This is a genomic window from Mesorhizobium sp. 2RAF21, from assembly GCF_052115345.1.
GTDB lineage: Bacteria > Pseudomonadota > Alphaproteobacteria > Rhizobiales > Rhizobiaceae > Mesorhizobium > Mesorhizobium terrae.
Window position 1 is genome coordinate 234,678 of record NZ_JBFRGM010000007.1, and the last position, 15,572, is coordinate 250,249.

At 64.9% G+C, this 15,572-nt stretch carries 19 protein-coding genes; 8 read left to right on the forward strand and 11 right to left on the reverse strand.

The features are described 5' to 3' along the window. The first annotated feature begins 197 nt into the window (after window positions 1-197). Complete coding sequence (locus AB4136_RS13725; RefSeq protein WP_024926508.1) at window positions 198-647, forward strand: hypothetical protein; 450 nt, start codon at window positions 198-200, stop codon at window positions 645-647. Between the two features lie 127 nt (window positions 648-774). On the opposite strand, the gene AB4136_RS13730 is transcribed toward AB4136_RS13725, so the two are convergent. Next, window positions 775-1,098, reverse strand: coding sequence for a hypothetical protein (locus AB4136_RS13730; RefSeq protein ID WP_024926507.1), 324 nt, complete (start codon window positions 1,096-1,098; stop codon window positions 775-777). A gap of 183 nt (window positions 1,099-1,281) precedes the next feature. Between AB4136_RS13730 and mbfA the strand changes: the two genes are divergently transcribed. Further along, on the forward strand, window positions 1,282-2,265 hold the full coding sequence (gene mbfA, locus AB4136_RS13735) for an iron exporter MbfA (RefSeq protein ID WP_024926506.1): 984 nt from the start codon (window positions 1,282-1,284) through the stop codon (window positions 2,263-2,265). 21 nt (window positions 2,266-2,286) lie between these two features. On the opposite strand, the gene AB4136_RS13740 is transcribed toward mbfA, so the two are convergent. Genes AB4136_RS13740 through AB4136_RS13750 form a run of 3 tightly spaced genes read right to left on the reverse strand, consistent with a single transcriptional unit; the run spans window position 2,287 to window position 3,895 of the window. Then, window positions 2,287-2,643 carry an antibiotic biosynthesis monooxygenase family protein gene (locus AB4136_RS13740; RefSeq protein WP_137901154.1) on the reverse strand — a complete coding sequence of 119 codons (357 nt, stop codon included), beginning with the start codon at window positions 2,641-2,643 and terminating at the stop codon, window positions 2,287-2,289. Further along, complete coding sequence (locus AB4136_RS13745; RefSeq protein ID WP_137901155.1) at window positions 2,640-3,566, reverse strand: alpha/beta fold hydrolase; 927 nt, start codon at window positions 3,564-3,566, stop codon at window positions 2,640-2,642. The genes AB4136_RS13740 and AB4136_RS13745 overlap by 4 nt, the downstream gene beginning before the upstream one ends. After that, window positions 3,563-3,895, reverse strand: coding sequence for an NIPSNAP family protein (locus AB4136_RS13750; protein WP_024926503.1), 333 nt, complete (start codon window positions 3,893-3,895; stop codon window positions 3,563-3,565). The genes AB4136_RS13745 and AB4136_RS13750 overlap by 4 nt, the downstream gene beginning before the upstream one ends. Before the next feature lie 166 nt (window positions 3,896-4,061). Here AB4136_RS13750 and AB4136_RS13755 point away from each other — a divergent pair, with 166 nt between their 5' ends. Next, entirely contained in the window at window positions 4,062-4,742 is a 681-nt protein-coding gene (locus AB4136_RS13755) for a winged helix-turn-helix domain-containing protein (protein WP_137901156.1), read from the forward strand. A 20-nt stretch (window positions 4,743-4,762) separates the two neighbouring features. Here AB4136_RS13755 and AB4136_RS13760 read toward each other — a convergent pair whose 3' ends face one another. Continuing rightward, window positions 4,763-5,557 (reverse strand): SMI1/KNR4 family protein, encoded by a 795-nt coding sequence (locus AB4136_RS13760; RefSeq protein ID WP_441931249.1) that lies wholly within the window; start codon window positions 5,555-5,557, stop codon window positions 4,763-4,765. 85 nt (window positions 5,558-5,642) lie between these two features. Here AB4136_RS13760 and AB4136_RS13765 point away from each other — a divergent pair, with 85 nt between their 5' ends. From AB4136_RS13765 to AB4136_RS13775, 3 genes are all read left to right on the forward strand, one after another. Next, complete coding sequence (locus AB4136_RS13765) at window positions 5,643-5,789, forward strand: hypothetical protein (protein ID WP_137901158.1); 147 nt, start codon at window positions 5,643-5,645, stop codon at window positions 5,787-5,789. 298 nt (window positions 5,790-6,087) lie between these two features. Beyond that, window positions 6,088-6,438: a YciI family protein gene (locus tag AB4136_RS13770; protein WP_024926500.1), complete on the forward strand. Its 351-nt coding sequence runs from the start codon at window positions 6,088-6,090 to the stop codon at window positions 6,436-6,438. 13 nt (window positions 6,439-6,451) lie between these two features. Continuing rightward, entirely contained in the window at window positions 6,452-7,696 is a 1,245-nt protein-coding gene (locus AB4136_RS13775; protein ID WP_137901159.1) for an RNA polymerase sigma factor, read from the forward strand. A gap of 190 nt (window positions 7,697-7,886) precedes the next feature. On the opposite strand, the gene AB4136_RS13780 is transcribed toward AB4136_RS13775, so the two are convergent. From AB4136_RS13780 to AB4136_RS13790, 3 genes are all read right to left on the reverse strand, one after another. Then, on the reverse strand, window positions 7,887-8,510 hold the full coding sequence (locus AB4136_RS13780; protein WP_137901160.1) for a glutathione S-transferase family protein: 624 nt from the start codon (window positions 8,508-8,510) through the stop codon (window positions 7,887-7,889). Between the two features lie 195 nt (window positions 8,511-8,705). Next, entirely contained in the window at window positions 8,706-9,686 is a 981-nt protein-coding gene (gene cysK / locus AB4136_RS13785; RefSeq protein WP_024926497.1) for a cysteine synthase A, read from the reverse strand. A gap of 164 nt (window positions 9,687-9,850) precedes the next feature. Continuing rightward, on the reverse strand, window positions 9,851-10,468 hold the full coding sequence (locus tag AB4136_RS13790) for a LysE family translocator (protein WP_024926496.1): 618 nt from the start codon (window positions 10,466-10,468) through the stop codon (window positions 9,851-9,853). Window positions 10,469-10,679: 211 nt separating this feature from the next. On the opposite strand from AB4136_RS13790, the gene AB4136_RS13795 reads away from it, so the two are divergent. Then, window positions 10,680-11,936, forward strand: a complete 1,257-nt coding sequence (locus tag AB4136_RS13795) for an Hsp70 family protein (protein ID WP_024926495.1) — start codon at window positions 10,680-10,682, stop codon at window positions 11,934-11,936. 28 nt (window positions 11,937-11,964) lie between these two features. Here AB4136_RS13795 and AB4136_RS13800 read toward each other — a convergent pair whose 3' ends face one another. The 3 genes from AB4136_RS13800 to hrcA all read right to left on the reverse strand — a co-directional run bounded on the left by AB4136_RS13800 (window position 11,965) and on the right by hrcA (window position 14,708). Beyond that, window positions 11,965-13,305 (reverse strand): PQQ-dependent sugar dehydrogenase, encoded by a 1,341-nt coding sequence (locus AB4136_RS13800; RefSeq protein ID WP_024926494.1) that lies wholly within the window; start codon window positions 13,303-13,305, stop codon window positions 11,965-11,967. 91 nt (window positions 13,306-13,396) lie between these two features. Continuing rightward, window positions 13,397-13,591, reverse strand: a complete 195-nt coding sequence (locus AB4136_RS13805; RefSeq protein WP_024926493.1) for a hypothetical protein — start codon at window positions 13,589-13,591, stop codon at window positions 13,397-13,399. A gap of 31 nt (window positions 13,592-13,622) precedes the next feature. After that, complete coding sequence (hrcA, locus tag AB4136_RS13810) at window positions 13,623-14,708, reverse strand: heat-inducible transcriptional repressor HrcA (RefSeq protein ID WP_036255329.1); 1,086 nt, start codon at window positions 14,706-14,708, stop codon at window positions 13,623-13,625. Between the two features lie 145 nt (window positions 14,709-14,853). Here hrcA and rph point away from each other — a divergent pair, with 145 nt between their 5' ends. Beyond that, window positions 14,854-15,570 (forward strand): ribonuclease PH, encoded by a 717-nt coding sequence (gene rph / locus AB4136_RS13815; protein WP_024926491.1) that lies wholly within the window; start codon window positions 14,854-14,856, stop codon window positions 15,568-15,570. The last annotated feature ends 2 nt before the right edge of the window (window positions 15,571-15,572 follow it).

The window sequence follows — 15,572 nt, forward strand, 5'->3', positions numbered from 1 at the left end:
ATTCGCCGTCATCATGTGCGCCAAGCGCGGCTGAGCGCCATTGAAAAGATGTGACCGTGACAATGTTTGCATGCTTCGCCTTCACGGCTCATCGGGGACATCGGCGGTGCTCACCAATTGTTTCTGCCGTAAGCGAAATCTGACTTGAAACGGAAGACGCCGCCTGACCATTGGGCGGCGAAGAGAGGAGGCCTCCCATGCGCAAGATATTGTCCCTGTCCGCCATCGCCCTCACCATGGCGCTGACCAGCATGCCGTTGGCCACGGCCTCGGCCGAAGAGCTCAACATCCAGATCGGGCCGGACGGTCCGAAGATCGTCACCCGCGACCGCCGCTGCGACCCCGACCGCGAATATTGCGGCGACCGCCGCCGTTCCGACGAATGGCGCAGCGACGACGACAACGGCCGGCGCCGCCGCCCCGACGAGTGGCGCAGCGACCGCGACCGCGGTGACGACGGCGAATACCGCCGCGCCGAATGCAGCCCCAACCGCGCGCTCGACAAGGCCGAGCGCATGGGCCTGCGCCGTGTGCGCGTGGTCGGTGTCGGCCGCCGCACCATCGAAGTGCGCGGCATCACCCGCAGCGGCGACCGCGCCAGCGTGGTGTTCGCCCGCCGCGACCCGCGCTGCCCGGTGCTGAACTAAAATAGGTCGCACGACCTCGAAAACAAAACGGGCGCCCCAGGGCGCCCGTTTTTCATATGCTATCGACAATCCAACCGGGTGATCCGTACGGCCGCCCTTGGCGCCCTTTTGCCGGCCGCCAGCTTGTTCAGCCCAGCAGCACCTTCTTGCGCTTGGCGCCGCCGGCCTTGCGCCAGGAACTGAAGCGATGGGTGGCGGCGGCGAAGGAAATCTTCATCTGCTGCGAAACGGAATAACGCGTCTCGCCCTTGTCGAACATGCGATAGCAGCATTCCACGCCTTCCTTGGTCAGCTTGCCATCCGTCGTCTTGTTGTGCGGATTGGCGGGGTCGAAAGCCTCGACCCTCAGCGCGACCATCTCCTTCAGCCGTTTCAAATCCGCCTCGATCGATACGATGAGGTCGAGAACGGGTTTGGGGTCGAAGGATTTTTCGCGCTTGGCTGCCGTCATGCGAAGAAGCTCCTGCCTTTGTTTGCACCGATGCGGGCTGCCCTTCGATATAGGCAAACATTCGCCGATAAAAAGACAACTCACATTTTTGTGCACGCCACGCCCCGCGCAGGCGTCGCGCCGGTTGACCGCACCGTATTGATTGCATAGTTTAGAATAATTCTAAACTAGAGACATCCCATCATGCTTTCCCGTGTCTTCGGTTTCGGCCGCCGCCCCTTTTCCTCGCTCTCGGAACAGGAAATCCTGGCGCTCGCCATCTCCTCGGAAGAGGACGACGCGCGCATCTACCGCTCCTACGCCGAAGGGCTGGAAGCCGATTTCCCGAGCTCCGCGCGGCTGTTCGATGAAATGGCGACGGAAGAGGACAAGCACCGCGCCATGCTGATCGAACTGCACCGCAAACGCTTCGGCGAACGCATTCCGCTGATCCGGCGCGAGCATGTGAAAGGCTATTACGAGCGCAAGCCGGACTGGCTGGTACGGCCGCTCGGCATCGACAAGGTGCGTCACCAGGCCGAGGAGATGGAGCGGCAGGCGCAGCTTTTCTATCTGGAGGCCGCCAAACGCACTTCCGACGCCTCGACCCGCAAGCTGCTCGGCGACCTAGCAGCGGCCGAACAGGGCCACGAAAACCTCGCCCACAAGCTCGAACAGCGCTATGTGCCGGGCGAAGTGCGCGACCAGGAGGCGGCGACCGAGCGGCGGCAGTTCATCCTCACCTATGTGCAGCCGGGTTTGGCCGGCCTGATGGACGGTTCGGTCTCGACGCTGGCGCCGATCTTCGCCGCCGCCTTCGCCACGCACGACACCTGGCAGACCTTCCTGGTCGGTCTTTCGGCCTCGATCGGCGCCGGCATTTCGATGGGCTTCACCGAGGCCGCGCATGACGACGGCAAATTGTCGGGGCGCGGCTCGCCGCTGAAGCGGGGGCTCGCCAACGGCATCATGACGACGCTGGGCGGCCTCGGCCACGCTTTGCCCTATCTCATCACCGATTTCTGGACCGCGACGACGGTGGCGGCGATCGTGGTGTTCTTCGAATTGTGGGCGATCGCCTTCATCCAGAACCGCTACATGGAAACGCCTTTCCTGCGCGCCGCCTTCCAGGTGGTGCTCGGCGGCGCGCTGGTCTTCGCCGCCGGCGTGCTCATCGGCAATGCCTGACCGGCCGGCGCTTCGCCGCCGCTAGAGCGCCGCGCCGTCATGCACGCCCCGGCTGTCGGCCGGGGCCTCCGCGCGCTCGAACATGCCGTAGTCCCGCACCACATGGGCGATGCGCAGGCGGTAATCCGCAAAGACACCGCCGCGCCCTGCTTTCTGGGCCTGGCGGTGGTCCTCGATGTTGCGCCATTGTTTCACCGCCTCCTCGTCGCGCCAGAACGACAACGACAGGACGTGTGCCGGATCGGACAGGCTCTGGAACCGCTCGATGGAGATGAACCCGTCGATCCCGTCGAGAAGCGGACGCAGATTGGCGGCGATGCCGAGATAGGCGTCGCGCCTGCCCTCCGCCGGCGTGACTTCGAAAATGACGGCGATCATGGGTTCGTTTCTCCTGTAAGGAAACGGCCGACCGTTTCGAACAATGCCGTGCGGCCGGTTTCAAGATGCATCAGATGGGTGCCTTTCGGAAGCTTGCGGTCGAGCTTGATCCGGCTTCCCAGCCGCCCCATCAGCCAGGCGGCGTCGGCATCGTTGGAAACGCTGTCCCATTGACCGCGCACGATCAGCGTCGGCGCTTCGATGCGCGACGGGTCGTAAGGCAAGCGGCCGGCCCATGCGGCGGCGATGTCGGCGACCGGACCGGACGGAATCTGGACGGCGGGCGGTGTGCGCGACCCGCTGCGGGGATCGGTGGCGAGATAGGCCGGCCCCCAGGATGCGAGTTGCGGCTCGATCAGGACAGGCGGATGTCCCGCCGGCACGTCCTCGACAAAACGCGACAGCTGGTCGGCAACCGACACCACGCGCCAGCCCGGAAAATCCGCAACCGTGTGGCCGGTTGCCGCGCGCCGGGCGATCGGCCCGAAAAGCGCCAGGCGGTCGACCGTCTCCGGCCTGGCCGCCGCGTAGCGCCCGGCGACGAGCGAGCCCCACGAATGCGCGATCAACGAAACCCGCGAACCGCCGGTGGCGGCCAGCACATGTGCGACGACCCGGGCAAGCTGCCGGCAGGCCGCCGGCGCGCGACCGCCGGGCGGGCGGCCAACGGGCGAGCGCGAGAACGAAACCGGACGGCCGGAACCGCCATAGCCGGCAAAATCGAAGGCCCACACATCGAAGCCGCGCCGATGCAGGTCGTCCATCCAGGAATGGCCTTCGAAGCGGTAGACGACCGACAGCGCCGAGGGAAACGTCGCGCCATGGACGTAGAGGACCGCCGGACCTGCCGAGACCAAACGCCTGACCAGCAATCGCGGTTCGCCGGCACCGCCGGCCAGCATGAAAACGTCGCCCGATATCACGGCGTCACCAGCGGCGCATGCGGCACTGAGGCCAGTTTCAGGAAGATGCGGTCTTCCTTGAGGATGAACCGCTCGCGCCGGGCGAATTCGAAATTGGCCTTGCCCTCGGGGTCCTTGGCGAGACGGGCGCGATAGGCTTCATAGGCCGCGAGATTCTCGACCGTATAGAGCGCGTAGGCGGTGGTGGCCGAACCTTCATGCGGAGCAAAATAGCCGATCAGATCAGCGCCGCAGCGTGGAATGGCCTGCCCCCAGGCGCGTGCATACTCCTCGAACGCATCCTTCCTGAACGGGTCGATCTCGTAGCGGGTGAAGCAGGTGATGCTCATGGTCGTCTCCTTTTGGGTTGATGCCGATGCTTCGAGCGCGATCGAAACATCGCCTGGCAAAGATCGTTAGAGTGTCAGCAGTCCGCATCGGCGGCGCTGCCGTCTCCTTGAACCGCCCTCAGATTAGTGCTTATCCTGACGATAATGCTTTGATGGAGATCGAACTATGAAAGACGGACCGGACATTGCCCGCGTCGCCAGCCTGGTCGGCGACCCGGCACGCGCCAACATGCTGACCGCGCTGATGACTGGTTCGGCGCTGACGGCGAGCGAACTGGCGCTGGAAGGCGGCGTTGGCCTGGCGACCGCCTCGTCGCACCTCGCCAAGCTGATCGAGGGCGGGCTGCTCACCGTCGCGGCCCAGGGCCGGCACCGCTATTACGGCCTCGCAGGACCGCAGGTGGCGTCGATGCTGGAAGCGATCATGGGCGTCGCCGCCGGCGCCGGCCCGAAACGGGCCCGGCCCGGCCCCCGTGAACCCGCCATGCGCGAAGCGCGCGTCTGCTACGATCATCTGGCCGGCGAACATGCCGTCAAGATGCTGGACGGCTTCCTTGCCCGCGACATACTGGTGCGGGACGGCGGGGCGATCGGGCTTGGCCCGAAGGGTGCCGCGCATTTCGCCGCCGTCGGCATCGACGTTGGCGATCCCGGCCCTTCGCGCCGGCCGGTCTGCCGCGACTGTCTCGACTGGAGCGTGCGCCGCTCGCATCTGGCCGGACGGCTGGGCGCCGCCATCCTCGACAAGATCCTCGCCGAGAAATGGGCGCGGCGCGAAAAGGACAGCCGCGTCGTCACCTTCTCGCCAAAAGGCCGTGTGGCCTTCGAGAAGGCGTTTTTGGATTGAGCGCTACCTGACGACGACGCTCACTTGCGCCGAAGGTTGCTCACAAAGGCGGTAAAGGACGAGGCCAGGGGCAGGACATAACCCCAATCGTCGGCGGAGGCTTCTTCCAGGGTCCACTCGTTGTTCTCGGGTGCAAGCTCGTGATCGACAAAGCAGAGCTTGCCTTCATTGCCCTCGTCGAGCCTGAAGCAGATCGGGTTGCCGCCATGGTCGTTCATGATCCACAACAGATCCTTGTGGAGCGGCCAGGGTGGAGATTTCCAGTTGTGCAGCAGGGAATAAACCGGGTCCTTCTGCAAACCGCCGACATCCTGCACGTAACCGGCCCAGACGCCGTTCGAAAAATCGAACGACACTGTCTGGCGGCAGATGCCGCCGGCGCATGCCAGGAGGAAGGCGCAGTAGTCGTCGGGAAGATAGATGCCCGTCGTCTCCTCGAACCGCTGCAGATCCTCCGGCCGCGCCGGGCGTTCGCCCGCCGGATTGATGCAATCGATAAACCGCCACATGTCCATTGCGCATCCTCTCAGGTCAGGCCCGATACGTTTCGGCGGTGCGCAAGGCGTGCGCGGCGGCAAGATCGGAAGCTCATTTAGAACCGCTCTGCCTCCCCCCGGGCAAGACCCCACCAGCCTCTCCACGCCAAAAAAGCGCGCTCTCACTCCGAACCCGAACCGCGCTTTTTCGAGTCCCAAACGAAAGCCGGTGTGGCGCGAAAACAACACCACCCAGCAAGGCGTCAAAAAGCACCAAAACACCGCTAATCCGCCACTTTCCGGCCACGATCGGGAAAGGTTTTGCCCGAAGATTAACATCCCGTTCACCGACTATTCACGCCTTCTCGTTAGGATGCATCCAATTCGGACCGGGCATCCGAAAATCGAGACAGGGAATAGAGAAATGACCATCTGGAGCCAGTTCAAGGGCTACGCCGCCGCCATCCGCGAATTCATCGCACCGACCTACCGGCCGGAGCGTCATTACATGCGCGGCCCGGGCCCGGCCTGCGCCCGCCGCGCCCATACGCTCGGCGTGAGCGCCCATTGATGACGCTCGAGAGCCGCCACGACAGCCGGGTTGCCCGCCCCGCTGGTGATCATCGCACGACCACCTACCGGCCGCAGCGCCCGGCGGTTGCCGCGCGCCTCTGAGGCACGCCGGCGCCGGCTCGAGCCGCGTCGATTTCCGCATGAATTGAACCGCCGGCGTCCTCCCGCGCCGGCGGTTCTGCTTTTTTCGACCGCCATCGAAGAAAATTTTCCAACCACTGTCGAAATCGGGCAAGCTCGCGCGACATTCGTTCGGCTGGCAACGATGCGGCCTTTGAAAAAGCGGGAGATTTCCGATGCAATACATCCTTCTCATCCATGCCGACGAAACGGCTTTCGCCAAGATGACGCCCGAGATGGTCGGGCTGATGACCGAGCCCTACCAGGCCTACAACGCGGCACTGGCCAAGGCCGGCGCCATGGTGGCGGGCGAAAGGCTGCAGCCCTCGCATGCCTCGACCACGGTCCGTATCCGCGACGGCAAGACCGAAGTGCTCGACGGCCCCTTCGCCGTCACCAAGGAACAGCTCGGCGGCTTCTACCTGATCGAGGCGCCGGACCTCGACGCGGCCCTTGCCTGGGCGGCGCGCTGCCCCGCCGCCAGCCATGGCACGGTCGAGGTGCGGCCGATCTGGCCGACGCACTGACCGTACGCCGCCGATGACGGACAAGGCAGCCCTGGCGCGGGCGGCGGCGGAAACGGCCGCCCGCCACAGCTATGGCAAGCTGGTAGCCTTCCTCTCGGCCCGCTCGCGCGACGTCGCCGGCGCCGAGGACGCGCTGGCCGACGCCTTCGCCAAAGCCCTGGCGACATGGCCGGTTTCCGGCGTGCCGGCGCATCCCGAGGCCTGGCTGCTCACCGTGGCGCGCCGTCGAGCCACCGACCAGCACCGCCGCCGCCAGACCAACGAGGCGGCGCAACCCCACCTGAAGCTGATCAGCGAGGAGATGGAGGAGGAGGCCGTGCGCGAAAAACTGCCGGACGACCGTCTCGGCCTGATCTTCGCCTGCGCACATCCGGCCATCGAGCCCGGCGTGCGCGCACCGCTCATCCTGCAGACCGTTCTCGGCCTCGATGCCGCCACCATCGCCTCCGCCTTCCTGGTCTCGCCGGCGACGATGAGCCAGCGGCTGGTGCGGGCCAAGGCGCGTATCCGGGAGGCCGGCATTCCCTTCCGCATTCCGGAACGGGCGGAATTCCCCGAGCGGCTTTCAGCGGTGCTGGAGGCGATCTATGCCGCCTTTGCCGAAGGCTGGACCGACCCGGCCGGCACCGAGACACGGCGCCGCAACCTGGCGACCGAGGCGATCTGGCTCGGCCGGCTTGTCGCCGGGCTGATGCCGGATGAGCCGGAGGCGCTGGCGCTGCTGGCGCTCATGCTCTACGCCGAAGCACGGCGCGGCGCCCGCCGCGACGCCAGCGGCGACTTCGTGCCGCTCAGCGAGCAGGACATGGGCAGCTGGGACACCAAGCTGATGGGAGAGGCGGACGCGCTTTTGAGGCAAGCCGGCCATTCGCGCGAACTCGGCCGCTACCAGATCGAAGCGGCGATCCAGTCGGTGCATGCGGCGCGGCGCTTCACCGGCGCCACCGACTGGCAGGCGCTGTGCAGTTTCTACGACGCGCTGGCGCTGGTCGCCGGCTCGCCCGTGGTGGCGATCAACCGCGCCGTGGCGATCGCCGAGACGCAAGGGGCAGCCGCCGGGCTTTCGGCGCTGGACGCCATCGGCGACGATCGCCGCATTGACGACTATCAGCCTTACTGGGCGGCACGAGCCGGTCTGCTGCGCGACCTCGGCCGCGCCGACGAGGCAAGGCAGGCTTATGAACGGGCGATCGGGCTGGAGCGCGACGAGTCCGTGCGGCGGTTCCTCACGGCAAAGCAGGCCGCGCTGGTCAATTGACGAAAAGCCGAAGAAAACCGCCGCGATGCAACCGGAATGGACGCATTTTGCGCGGAAATTGCCCTGGGTGAATTCGTTTGGCGCCGCGTGCCGCGGGAACTCCCGCAAGCCCTTGGTTCCACTTGCCGATATTTTTTGACTCCAGGCGCTCCGGGGCCGAGTTATTCACATCCGCCCCGATTTCCGCGCCTCAGGCCGCCCACATCTCGTGCGGATCGTTAAGGGCGGCAAGCATCGGATCGGCGCGCAAGCGGGCGCAGACCCGCTGGACATTCGGCCAGGTCGGAAGCTTGTCGAGGCCCGGATACCAGCACACCAGCATCAGCATATAGATGTCGGCAATGGTGCGGCTGTCGCCAACCAGCCAGTCGCGGCCGGCCAAAGCACGGTCCAGGACGCTGATTTCCTTATCCATTTCGATGATCGCGGCTTGCTTGACCGCCTCGATGCCGGCCGTATCGGTGGTCGAGCGATGCGGGTAATAATAGCGCAGATTGGCCATGTAGACGGAGGATGTCATGAAGGCCAGCCAACGCAGGAAGTCCGCCCTGCCCGGCTCTCCCGCCACCGGCCCGAGCCCGGCATTGGGGTGCAATTCGCCCAGAAGAATGCAGATCGCCGCCGTTTCCGGCACGGCGTGACCGTCCGGCAGCACCAGCACCGGCACCTGGTTCATCGGGCTGATCTTCAGGAATTCCGGATCGGGATCGGCGCGCTTCGGCACTTCGATCTGCTCGAACGGCACGCCGGCGATCTTCAGCGCCGCCTCGATGACGAAACCGCCGGAGCCGGCGCGGGTATAGAGTTTGTACATCTGATCCTCCCAATCCGGACTCAAACCGGACGGGAGAGATGTGCACCGGAAGCCGTGGCGCGCTCAAGCCGCGCCACGGGTTTTTTCGAGAGGTCCAGTACGACCGCCTCCTCCCCAAAAAGGGAGGAAAACGATCATGCCAGCGTACCGGGAAGGAGAATTTCTCCAACCCTTCCAGTCAGTTGGAGGAGAACCTCAGGCTCCGAGCCCTTCGAACAGTACGGTCGACAGATAACGCTCGGCGAAGGACGGGATGATGACGACGAGGTTCTTGCCCTTGTTCTCGGGGCGCGAGCCGACGACGATCGCGGCCTGCAGCGCGGCACCCGAGGAGATGCCAACCGGCACGCCTTCGAGGCGGGCGACAAGCCGGGCGTTGGCAATGGAATCCTCGTTCGAAACCTTGACGATCTCGTCATAGACGGTGGTGTCGAGGATTTTTGGGGCAAAGCCCGCGCCGATGCCCTGGATCTTGTGCGGGCCGGGCTGGCCGCCCGACAGCACCGGCGAGGCATCCGGCTCGACCGCCACGACATGTAGCGAAGGCTTGCGCTGCTTGATCACCTGGCCGACGCCGGTGATGGTGCCGCCGGTGCCGATGCCGGCAACGAAGATGTCGATTTCGCCATGGGTGTCGTTCCAGATCTCCTCGGCCGTGGTCTGGCGATGGATTTCGGGATTGGCCGGGTTCTCGAATTGCTGCGGAATGACGGCGTCCGGCAGCGAGGCGGCGAGCTCGTCGGCCTTGGCGATTGCGCCCTTCATGCCTTTCGGCCCCTCGGTCAGCACCAACTCGGCGCCGAGCAGCGCCAGCATCTTGCGGCGCTCCACCGACATGGTCTCCGGCATGGTGAGGATGAGCTTGTAGCCCTTGGCGGCCGCGGCGAAAGCCAGCGCGATGCCGGTGTTGCCCGAGGTCGGCTCGATCAGCGTGGTCTTGCCCGGCGTGATCTTGCCGGCCTTTTCGAGGGTTTCGATCATAGCGACGCCGATGCGGTCCTTGACCGAGGCGATCGGGTTGAAGAATTCCAGCTTGGCGATCAGGTTGGCGACAATGCCCTTTTCCTTCGCGAACTTGTCGAGCCGCACCAGCGGCGTGTCGCCGATCGTCTCGGTGATGGAGTTGTAGACGCGGCCGCGACCGGGGACGCGGGATGAGGAGACAGGTTTGTTCATTGGTTTTGCTCCCTGAGACGAGGCTGGCTTATGCGGTTTTTCAACACAGGAAGATAGGCCGCCACCGGAAAATATCCGAGTGGGCGGCGTACTGAAAACCGCATCGCTTCGGAAGAATTTTTCTTGGAAAACGCTGTTTCAGGTTCGATTTTGCCGAAACACCCTTATGGACGGGCGGCGATCGCTGCCGCGGCGCCAACCATGAAGCCGGCGGCTGTACGGTTCAACACCTTGAGCGCGCGCGGCGAGCGCAGGAACCAGCGCGCCTTGGCGGCGAGCGCCAGGTAGGGCACGAGGACCACCAGAAGCACACATGCGGTGATGGCGGCGAGGATGCCGTAATCGGCGAAGGTCAGCGACTTCAGGTCGACGATGGTCGGCGTGATGGCGAGGTAGAAGATCATCGTCTTCGGATTGCCCAGCGTGACGGTGAGACCGGCCAGCACGGAGGGCAGGAACCCGTCCCGGCCACGCCTGGCTTCAATGGTCTCCGGGGTGATGCCAGCGGTCCAGAAACACCAGCCGAGATAGGCGAGATAGAGCACGCCGAGCCATTTGATGACCAGGAACACCATGCCGAAGCTCTGCGCCACCAGTGCCAGGCCCAGCACCACGGCGGTCAGATAGGTGAGATCGCCGAGCACGAGACCAAGCGACATGGCCAGCGACGAACGAAAGCCGGAGCCCAGCGCCCGCGCCACCAAGGCGGTTACGCCTGGGCCGGGAATGGCGGCGGCCACGGCGAGCGCGGCGGAATAGGCAAGAAATCCGGCAAGGGTCATGGTCGAGCCTCGGCAGCGATTGGCGACCGCTTCTATCGCACGAACCGGCCGCTGCTGAAAATGCGCGGATGCTGGTCCAGCCGGTCAATTTTCAGGGAAGATGGCAGGAAAGCCATCGACATTCGCCGCCCGGTCCTGTAGGCGCACGGTCCCGCCGCGACCCTGCCCGACAGGACCGCGCCCTTTCACGCTCAACATTCAGGACGAGACGATGCGACCGGCTTTCGGCGGCATAGACTTCGGCACTTCCAATTCCACCGTCGGCGTGATCGAGAACGGCCGCCCGCGGCTGGTGGCGCTCGAAAGCGGCAGCGCGACGCTGCCGTCGGCGATCTTCTTCAATTTCGAGGATGGCGGTGCGCTGTTCGGCCGCAATGCCATCGGCAACTATACCGACGGCGTCGAGGGACGGCTGATGCGGGCGCTGAAAAGCGTGCTGGGATCCTCGCTGGTGCATGAGAAGACGCGCATCAAGGCGCGCTCCATCGCCTTCACCGACATCATCGGCATGTTCATTGCCCATCTGAAAACGCAGTTGGACAACCACAACGACCAGGCCGTGGAAAACGTGGTGCTGGGGCGGCCAGTGCGCTTCGTCGACGAGGACGATACCGCCGACGCGGCCGCGCAAAGCGAGTTGGAAAAGGCGGCGCGCAAGCAGGGCTTCAAGCATATCGACTTCCAGTTCGAGCCGATTGCGGCAGCACTTGACTATGAACATACGGTCAGCCGCGAAGAACTGGCGCTGATCGTCGACATGGGCGGCGGCACCTCGGACTTTTCCATCGTGCGCGTGTCACCAGAGCGCGCCACCGCCAACGACCGCAAGGACGACATCCTCGCCAATCGCGGCATTCACATCGGCGGCACGGATTTCGACCGGCTGCTCAGCATCGCCCATGTGATGCCGCAGCTCGGCTATTTGACCCAGACCAAGGACGGCAAGCGCAACCTGCCCGCCGGCTATTTCATCGACCTCGCCACCTGGCAGCGCATCAACCTGCTCTATACGCCGAAGGCGATGCTTGATCTGCGCCAGATCCGCTACGAGGCAGCCCAGCCCGACCTTGTCGACCGGCTGATCGAAGTGGTCGAGCATCGTTTCGGCCATGCGCTCGCCGGCCGCGTTGAAAAGGCCAAGATCGAGCTGACCGACGCCGAACAGGCCAACATCGACGTGGACCTGCCCGGCGCGACATTTACCGCCAGCCTGACAAAACAAGGGCTGGAACAGACGATCCGCACCGAGATAGGCCGGGTGACGGACACCGTCGCCGAGACACTGAGGCAGGCCGGCATACGCCCAGAAGACATCACCGCCGTGTTCCTAACCGGCGGCTCGACTGCCATCCCGCTGGCGCGGCGCAGCATCCTGGCGCTGGTGCCGCAGGCCAAGGTCGTGCAGGGCGATGCCTTCGGCTCGGTGGGCTTGGGCCTGGCGCTCGACGCGCAGCGCAAATTCGGCTGATACCCGGTAGACGTCCTTCCCGAGGCGCTTACTTCTGGCCGTTATAGGTGACGCGCCAGATGGTGCCGCTGGCATCCTCGGTGACGATCAGCGAGCCGTCGCCCGCGACGGCCACGCCGACGGGCCTGCCCCAGACGGCGTCGTCGGAGATGACGAAGCCGGTCATGAAGTCTTCGTACTCGCCGGTCGGCTTGCCATCCTTGAAGAGGAGCCGCACCACCTTGTAGCCGGTGCGCAGGGCACGGTTCCATGACCCGTGCAGGGCGACGAAGGCATCTCCCTTGTATGCCGCCGGAAACTGATCGCCTTCGTAGAAGGCGATGCCGAGCGGCGCCGAATGCGGCTGGATGAGCACGTCCGGCACAGTCACCTTGCCGGCAAGGTCGGGCCGCGCGCCGGCATGGCGCGGATCCTGATGATCGCCGATGTAATACCAGGGCCAGCCATAGAAGGCGCCTTCCTTCACCGACGTCGCATATTCGAAGGGCAGGTTGTCGCCCAGCGCGTCGCGTTCGTTGACGACACACCAAGGTTCGCCGGTGGCCGGTTGCACAGCAAGCCCCGAACAGTTGCGCAGGCCGGTGGCTACTGTGCGGCGGTTCTTGCCGTCGGCATCGAAGGCGAAGACCGCGGCGCGGCCTTGCTCGTCGCCCCAGGGGGCACCCAAGACCTGGGTTCGTGTCCAGCCTTCCAGCCCGCCCTTCGGCGCCTTGGCGTCGCCCTCGGCGACATTGGAGGCGGAGCCGACGGAGAGATAAAGCACCTTGCCGTCCGGCGAGAAGGCGATGTCGCGGGTCCAGTGGCCGCCGGTCGGGATGTCCTTGATCACGGCCTGCGGCGGCCCGGAGGCTTCAAGATCGCCCGGCTTGTAGGGAAAGCGCACGACCGAACCGGTGTTGGCGACATAAACCCATTCGGGTTTTTCGGGTGGGTAGAAAGCGATGCCATAGGGCGCCCGCAGGCCCTTGGCGAAGATTTCCGATTGTGCCGGCTGACCTGCCGTCGCCGCGAGGCGGTAAGTGCGGATCTGGTTGGTGCTGCTGTCGGCGACGAAAATGTCGCCATTGGGAGCGACGCGCACCACGCGCGGATTGCGCAGGCCGGACGCGACCAGTTCGGCGGAAAAACCCGGCGGCAGGGTCGGCTTGGCATTTTCAGGTCGTTCCACCTCCTCCGCGCCATTGCCGGCGGATTCGGTCGCGAATGGCTTCGGCAAATCCTGTGGCGCAAACAGGCGGCGCACGCCCGGCCGGTCGTCGCGCCAGCCGCCAAAGGCAGCCTCGCCCTTGAGAACGCCGGTTTCTTGGGCGAAGGCGGAACAGGCCGGCAAGGCCAGCAACAGAGCGAGCGCATTCGCGATACGGTTCACGCCATCCCCCTTTTCGCGTCACCCATTGCGTCTTGGGCACGAACATAGGGAGGCGACCGGCCAGCCACCACACCAGGAATGGGCTTGTGGGTCAGGTCTTCATCACGAAGCCGGCATCGAGCTGTTTTTCCAGCTCGACGAGATCGTCCGGCAGCGGCAGGCCAAGCGCGCGCAGTTCCGACAGCTTTTCGCGCAGCTGTTCCTGCACTTCGTGCTCGTCTTCCGGCTGGTTGACCATTTCCTGCAGAAGCAGGCTGATGCGAGCCTGGATTTCTTCCAACGCCATGGCGTTCCCTCCTTGGCTGGCGGCGACTGTCTCAGCGCAGCATGCGCGAAATCAGCTGCGCCGTATAGTCGACCATCGGAACGATGCGCGCATAGTTCAGCCGTGTGGGGCCGATGACGCCCAGTGCGCCGACGATGCGGGCATCCTTGTCGCGATAGGGCGCCACGACCAGCGACGAGCCCGACAGCGAGAACAGCTTGTTCTCGGAACCGATGAATATGCGGACCCCGGAGCCCTCTTCCGCCAGATCAAGCAGCTGGATCAGCCCGTCCTTGGTTTCGAGGTCTTCGAACAAATGTTTCAGAAGCTCGATGTCGGCCTGGGCGGTGACGTTTTCGAGCAGATTGGCGCGGCCGCGCACGATCAGGCGCGCCGGCAGGCCGCTTTCGGTGCCGGCCCAGACGGCGAGCCCTTTTTCGACCAGATCCTGCGACAGCGTGTCGAGGGCGGCGCGGGTTTCCTCCTTCAGGCGCGCGATCTCGCCGCGCGCCTCGGCGAGTGTCCGGCCGCGGATATGCGCGTTGAGGAAGTTGGACGCCTCGTGCAATTGCGACAGCGTCGTGCCGGCCGGCAGGTCGATGACACGGTTCTCGACATCGCCGCCTTGCGAGACCAGCACCGCCAGCGCCCGGCCCGGCTCCAGTTGGATGAACTCGATGTGCTTGAGCGCCGCCTCGTTCTTCGCGGTGAGCACCAGCCCGGCGCCACGCGAAACACCCGACAGCATCTGGCTCGCCTCGGTCAGCATGTGTTCGAGCGACATGCCGTTGCCGCCAGCCTTCACCTGCGTCTCGATGCTGCGACGTTCCTCGTCGGTCAGATCGCCAAACTCCAGGAGAGCGTCGACGAAGAAGCGCAGGCCGGCCTGCGTCGGCAGACGCCCGGCCGAGACATGCGGCGCATAGATGAGGCCGAGATGCTCGAGATCGCTCATCACGTTGCGGATGGTGGCCGGCGACAGCGACGACGGCAGGATGCGCGACAGCGAGCGCGAGCCGACCGGCTCGCCGTCCCTCAGGTAGGAATCGACGATACGGCGAAATATGTCGCGCGAACGGATGTCGAGCGACTGGAACGCAGGCGATTGCAATGTCGGGTCGACGATCGGCTTGGTCATCGGCAATAGGACCTCCGGGACTTACGATATAGATCGGAGCCGGGGCCGCGCAAGCAACCCGTTTTCCTTTGCGCCTCGCCCCCTATTGCAGTTACAAGCCGGCCACGAGTCCCCAAACCACAAGAAACAAGAAGAAAGACGTTCCATGCGCCCCTCCAAACGCCAGCCAGACGAAATGCGCGCCATCTCCTTCGAGCGCGGCGTTTCCAAACACGCCGAAGGCTCCTGCCTGGTGAAGTTCGGCGACACACATGTGCTGTGCACGGCGAGCCTGGAAGAGAAGGTGCCGGGCTGGATGCGCAATTCCGGCAAGGGCTGGGTGACGGCGGAATACGGCATGCTGCCGCGCTCGACGGGCGAACGCATGCGCCGCGAAGCCTCGGCCGGCAAGCAAGGCGGCCGTACGCTGGAAATCCAGCGCCTGATCGGCCGCTCGCTGCGCGCCGTGGTCGATTTACAGGCGCTCGGCGAAGTACAGATCACCGTCGATTGCGACGTCATCCAGGCCGACGGCGGCACCCGCACCGCTTCGATCACCGGCGGTTGGGTAGCGCTGTATGACTGCCTGCGCTGGATGGAAGCGCGGCAGATGGTGAAGCTGGACAAGGTGTTGAAGGACCATGTCGCGGCGATCTCTTGCGGCATCCATGACGGCCAGCCGGTCATCGACCTCGACTATCTGGAAGACTCGTCGGCCGGCACCGACGCCAATTTTGTCATGACCGGCAAGGGCGGCATCGTCGAAATCCAGGGCACTGCCGAGGGCGAGCCCTTTTCCGAGGAGCAGTTCGCGGCACTGATGGGATTGGCCAAGAAAGGCATTGGCCGCCTTGTGTCGCTGCAGCAGATGGCGGTGGCTTGAGG

Bases quoted from the DNA above. Each gene is read 5' to 3' on its own strand.
- mbfA (WP_024926506.1), top strand. From the start codon at position 1,282: ATGCTTTCCCGTGTCTTCGGTTTCGGCCGCCGCCCCTTTTCCTCGCTC.
- AB4136_RS13765 (WP_137901158.1), top strand. From the start codon at position 5,643: ATGACCATCTGGAGCCAGTTCAAGGGCTACGCCGCCGCCATCCGCGAA.
- AB4136_RS13725 (WP_024926508.1), top strand. From the start codon at position 198: ATGCGCAAGATATTGTCCCTGTCCGCCATCGCCCTCACCATGGCGCTG.
- AB4136_RS13790 (WP_024926496.1), bottom strand. From the start codon at position 10,468: ATGACCCTTGCCGGATTTCTTGCCTATTCCGCCGCGCTCGCCGTGGCC.
- hrcA (WP_036255329.1), bottom strand. From the start codon at position 14,708: ATGACCAAGCCGATCGTCGACCCGACATTGCAATCGCCTGCGTTCCAG.
- cysK (WP_024926497.1), bottom strand. From the start codon at position 9,686: ATGAACAAACCTGTCTCCTCATCCCGCGTCCCCGGTCGCGGCCGCGTC.
- AB4136_RS13780 (WP_137901160.1), bottom strand. From the start codon at position 8,510: ATGTACAAACTCTATACCCGCGCCGGCTCCGGCGGTTTCGTCATCGAG.
- AB4136_RS13775 (WP_137901159.1), top strand. From the start codon at position 6,452: ATGACGGACAAGGCAGCCCTGGCGCGGGCGGCGGCGGAAACGGCCGCC.
- AB4136_RS13750 (WP_024926503.1), bottom strand. From the start codon at position 3,895: ATGAGCATCACCTGCTTCACCCGCTACGAGATCGACCCGTTCAGGAAG.
- AB4136_RS13795 (WP_024926495.1), top strand. From the start codon at position 10,680: ATGCGACCGGCTTTCGGCGGCATAGACTTCGGCACTTCCAATTCCACC.
- AB4136_RS13755 (WP_137901156.1), top strand. From the start codon at position 4,062: ATGAAAGACGGACCGGACATTGCCCGCGTCGCCAGCCTGGTCGGCGAC.
- AB4136_RS13740 (WP_137901154.1), bottom strand. From the start codon at position 2,643: ATGATCGCCGTCATTTTCGAAGTCACGCCGGCGGAGGGCAGGCGCGAC.
- AB4136_RS13760 (WP_441931249.1), bottom strand. From the start codon at position 5,557: ATGTTAATCTTCGGGCAAAACCTTTCCCGATCGTGGCCGGAAAGTGGC.
- AB4136_RS13730 (WP_024926507.1), bottom strand. From the start codon at position 1,098: ATGACGGCAGCCAAGCGCGAAAAATCCTTCGACCCCAAACCCGTTCTC.
- rph (WP_024926491.1), top strand. From the start codon at position 14,854: ATGCGCCCCTCCAAACGCCAGCCAGACGAAATGCGCGCCATCTCCTTC.
- AB4136_RS13805 (WP_024926493.1), bottom strand. From the start codon at position 13,591: ATGGCGTTGGAAGAAATCCAGGCTCGCATCAGCCTGCTTCTGCAGGAA.
- AB4136_RS13770 (WP_024926500.1), top strand. From the start codon at position 6,088: ATGCAATACATCCTTCTCATCCATGCCGACGAAACGGCTTTCGCCAAG.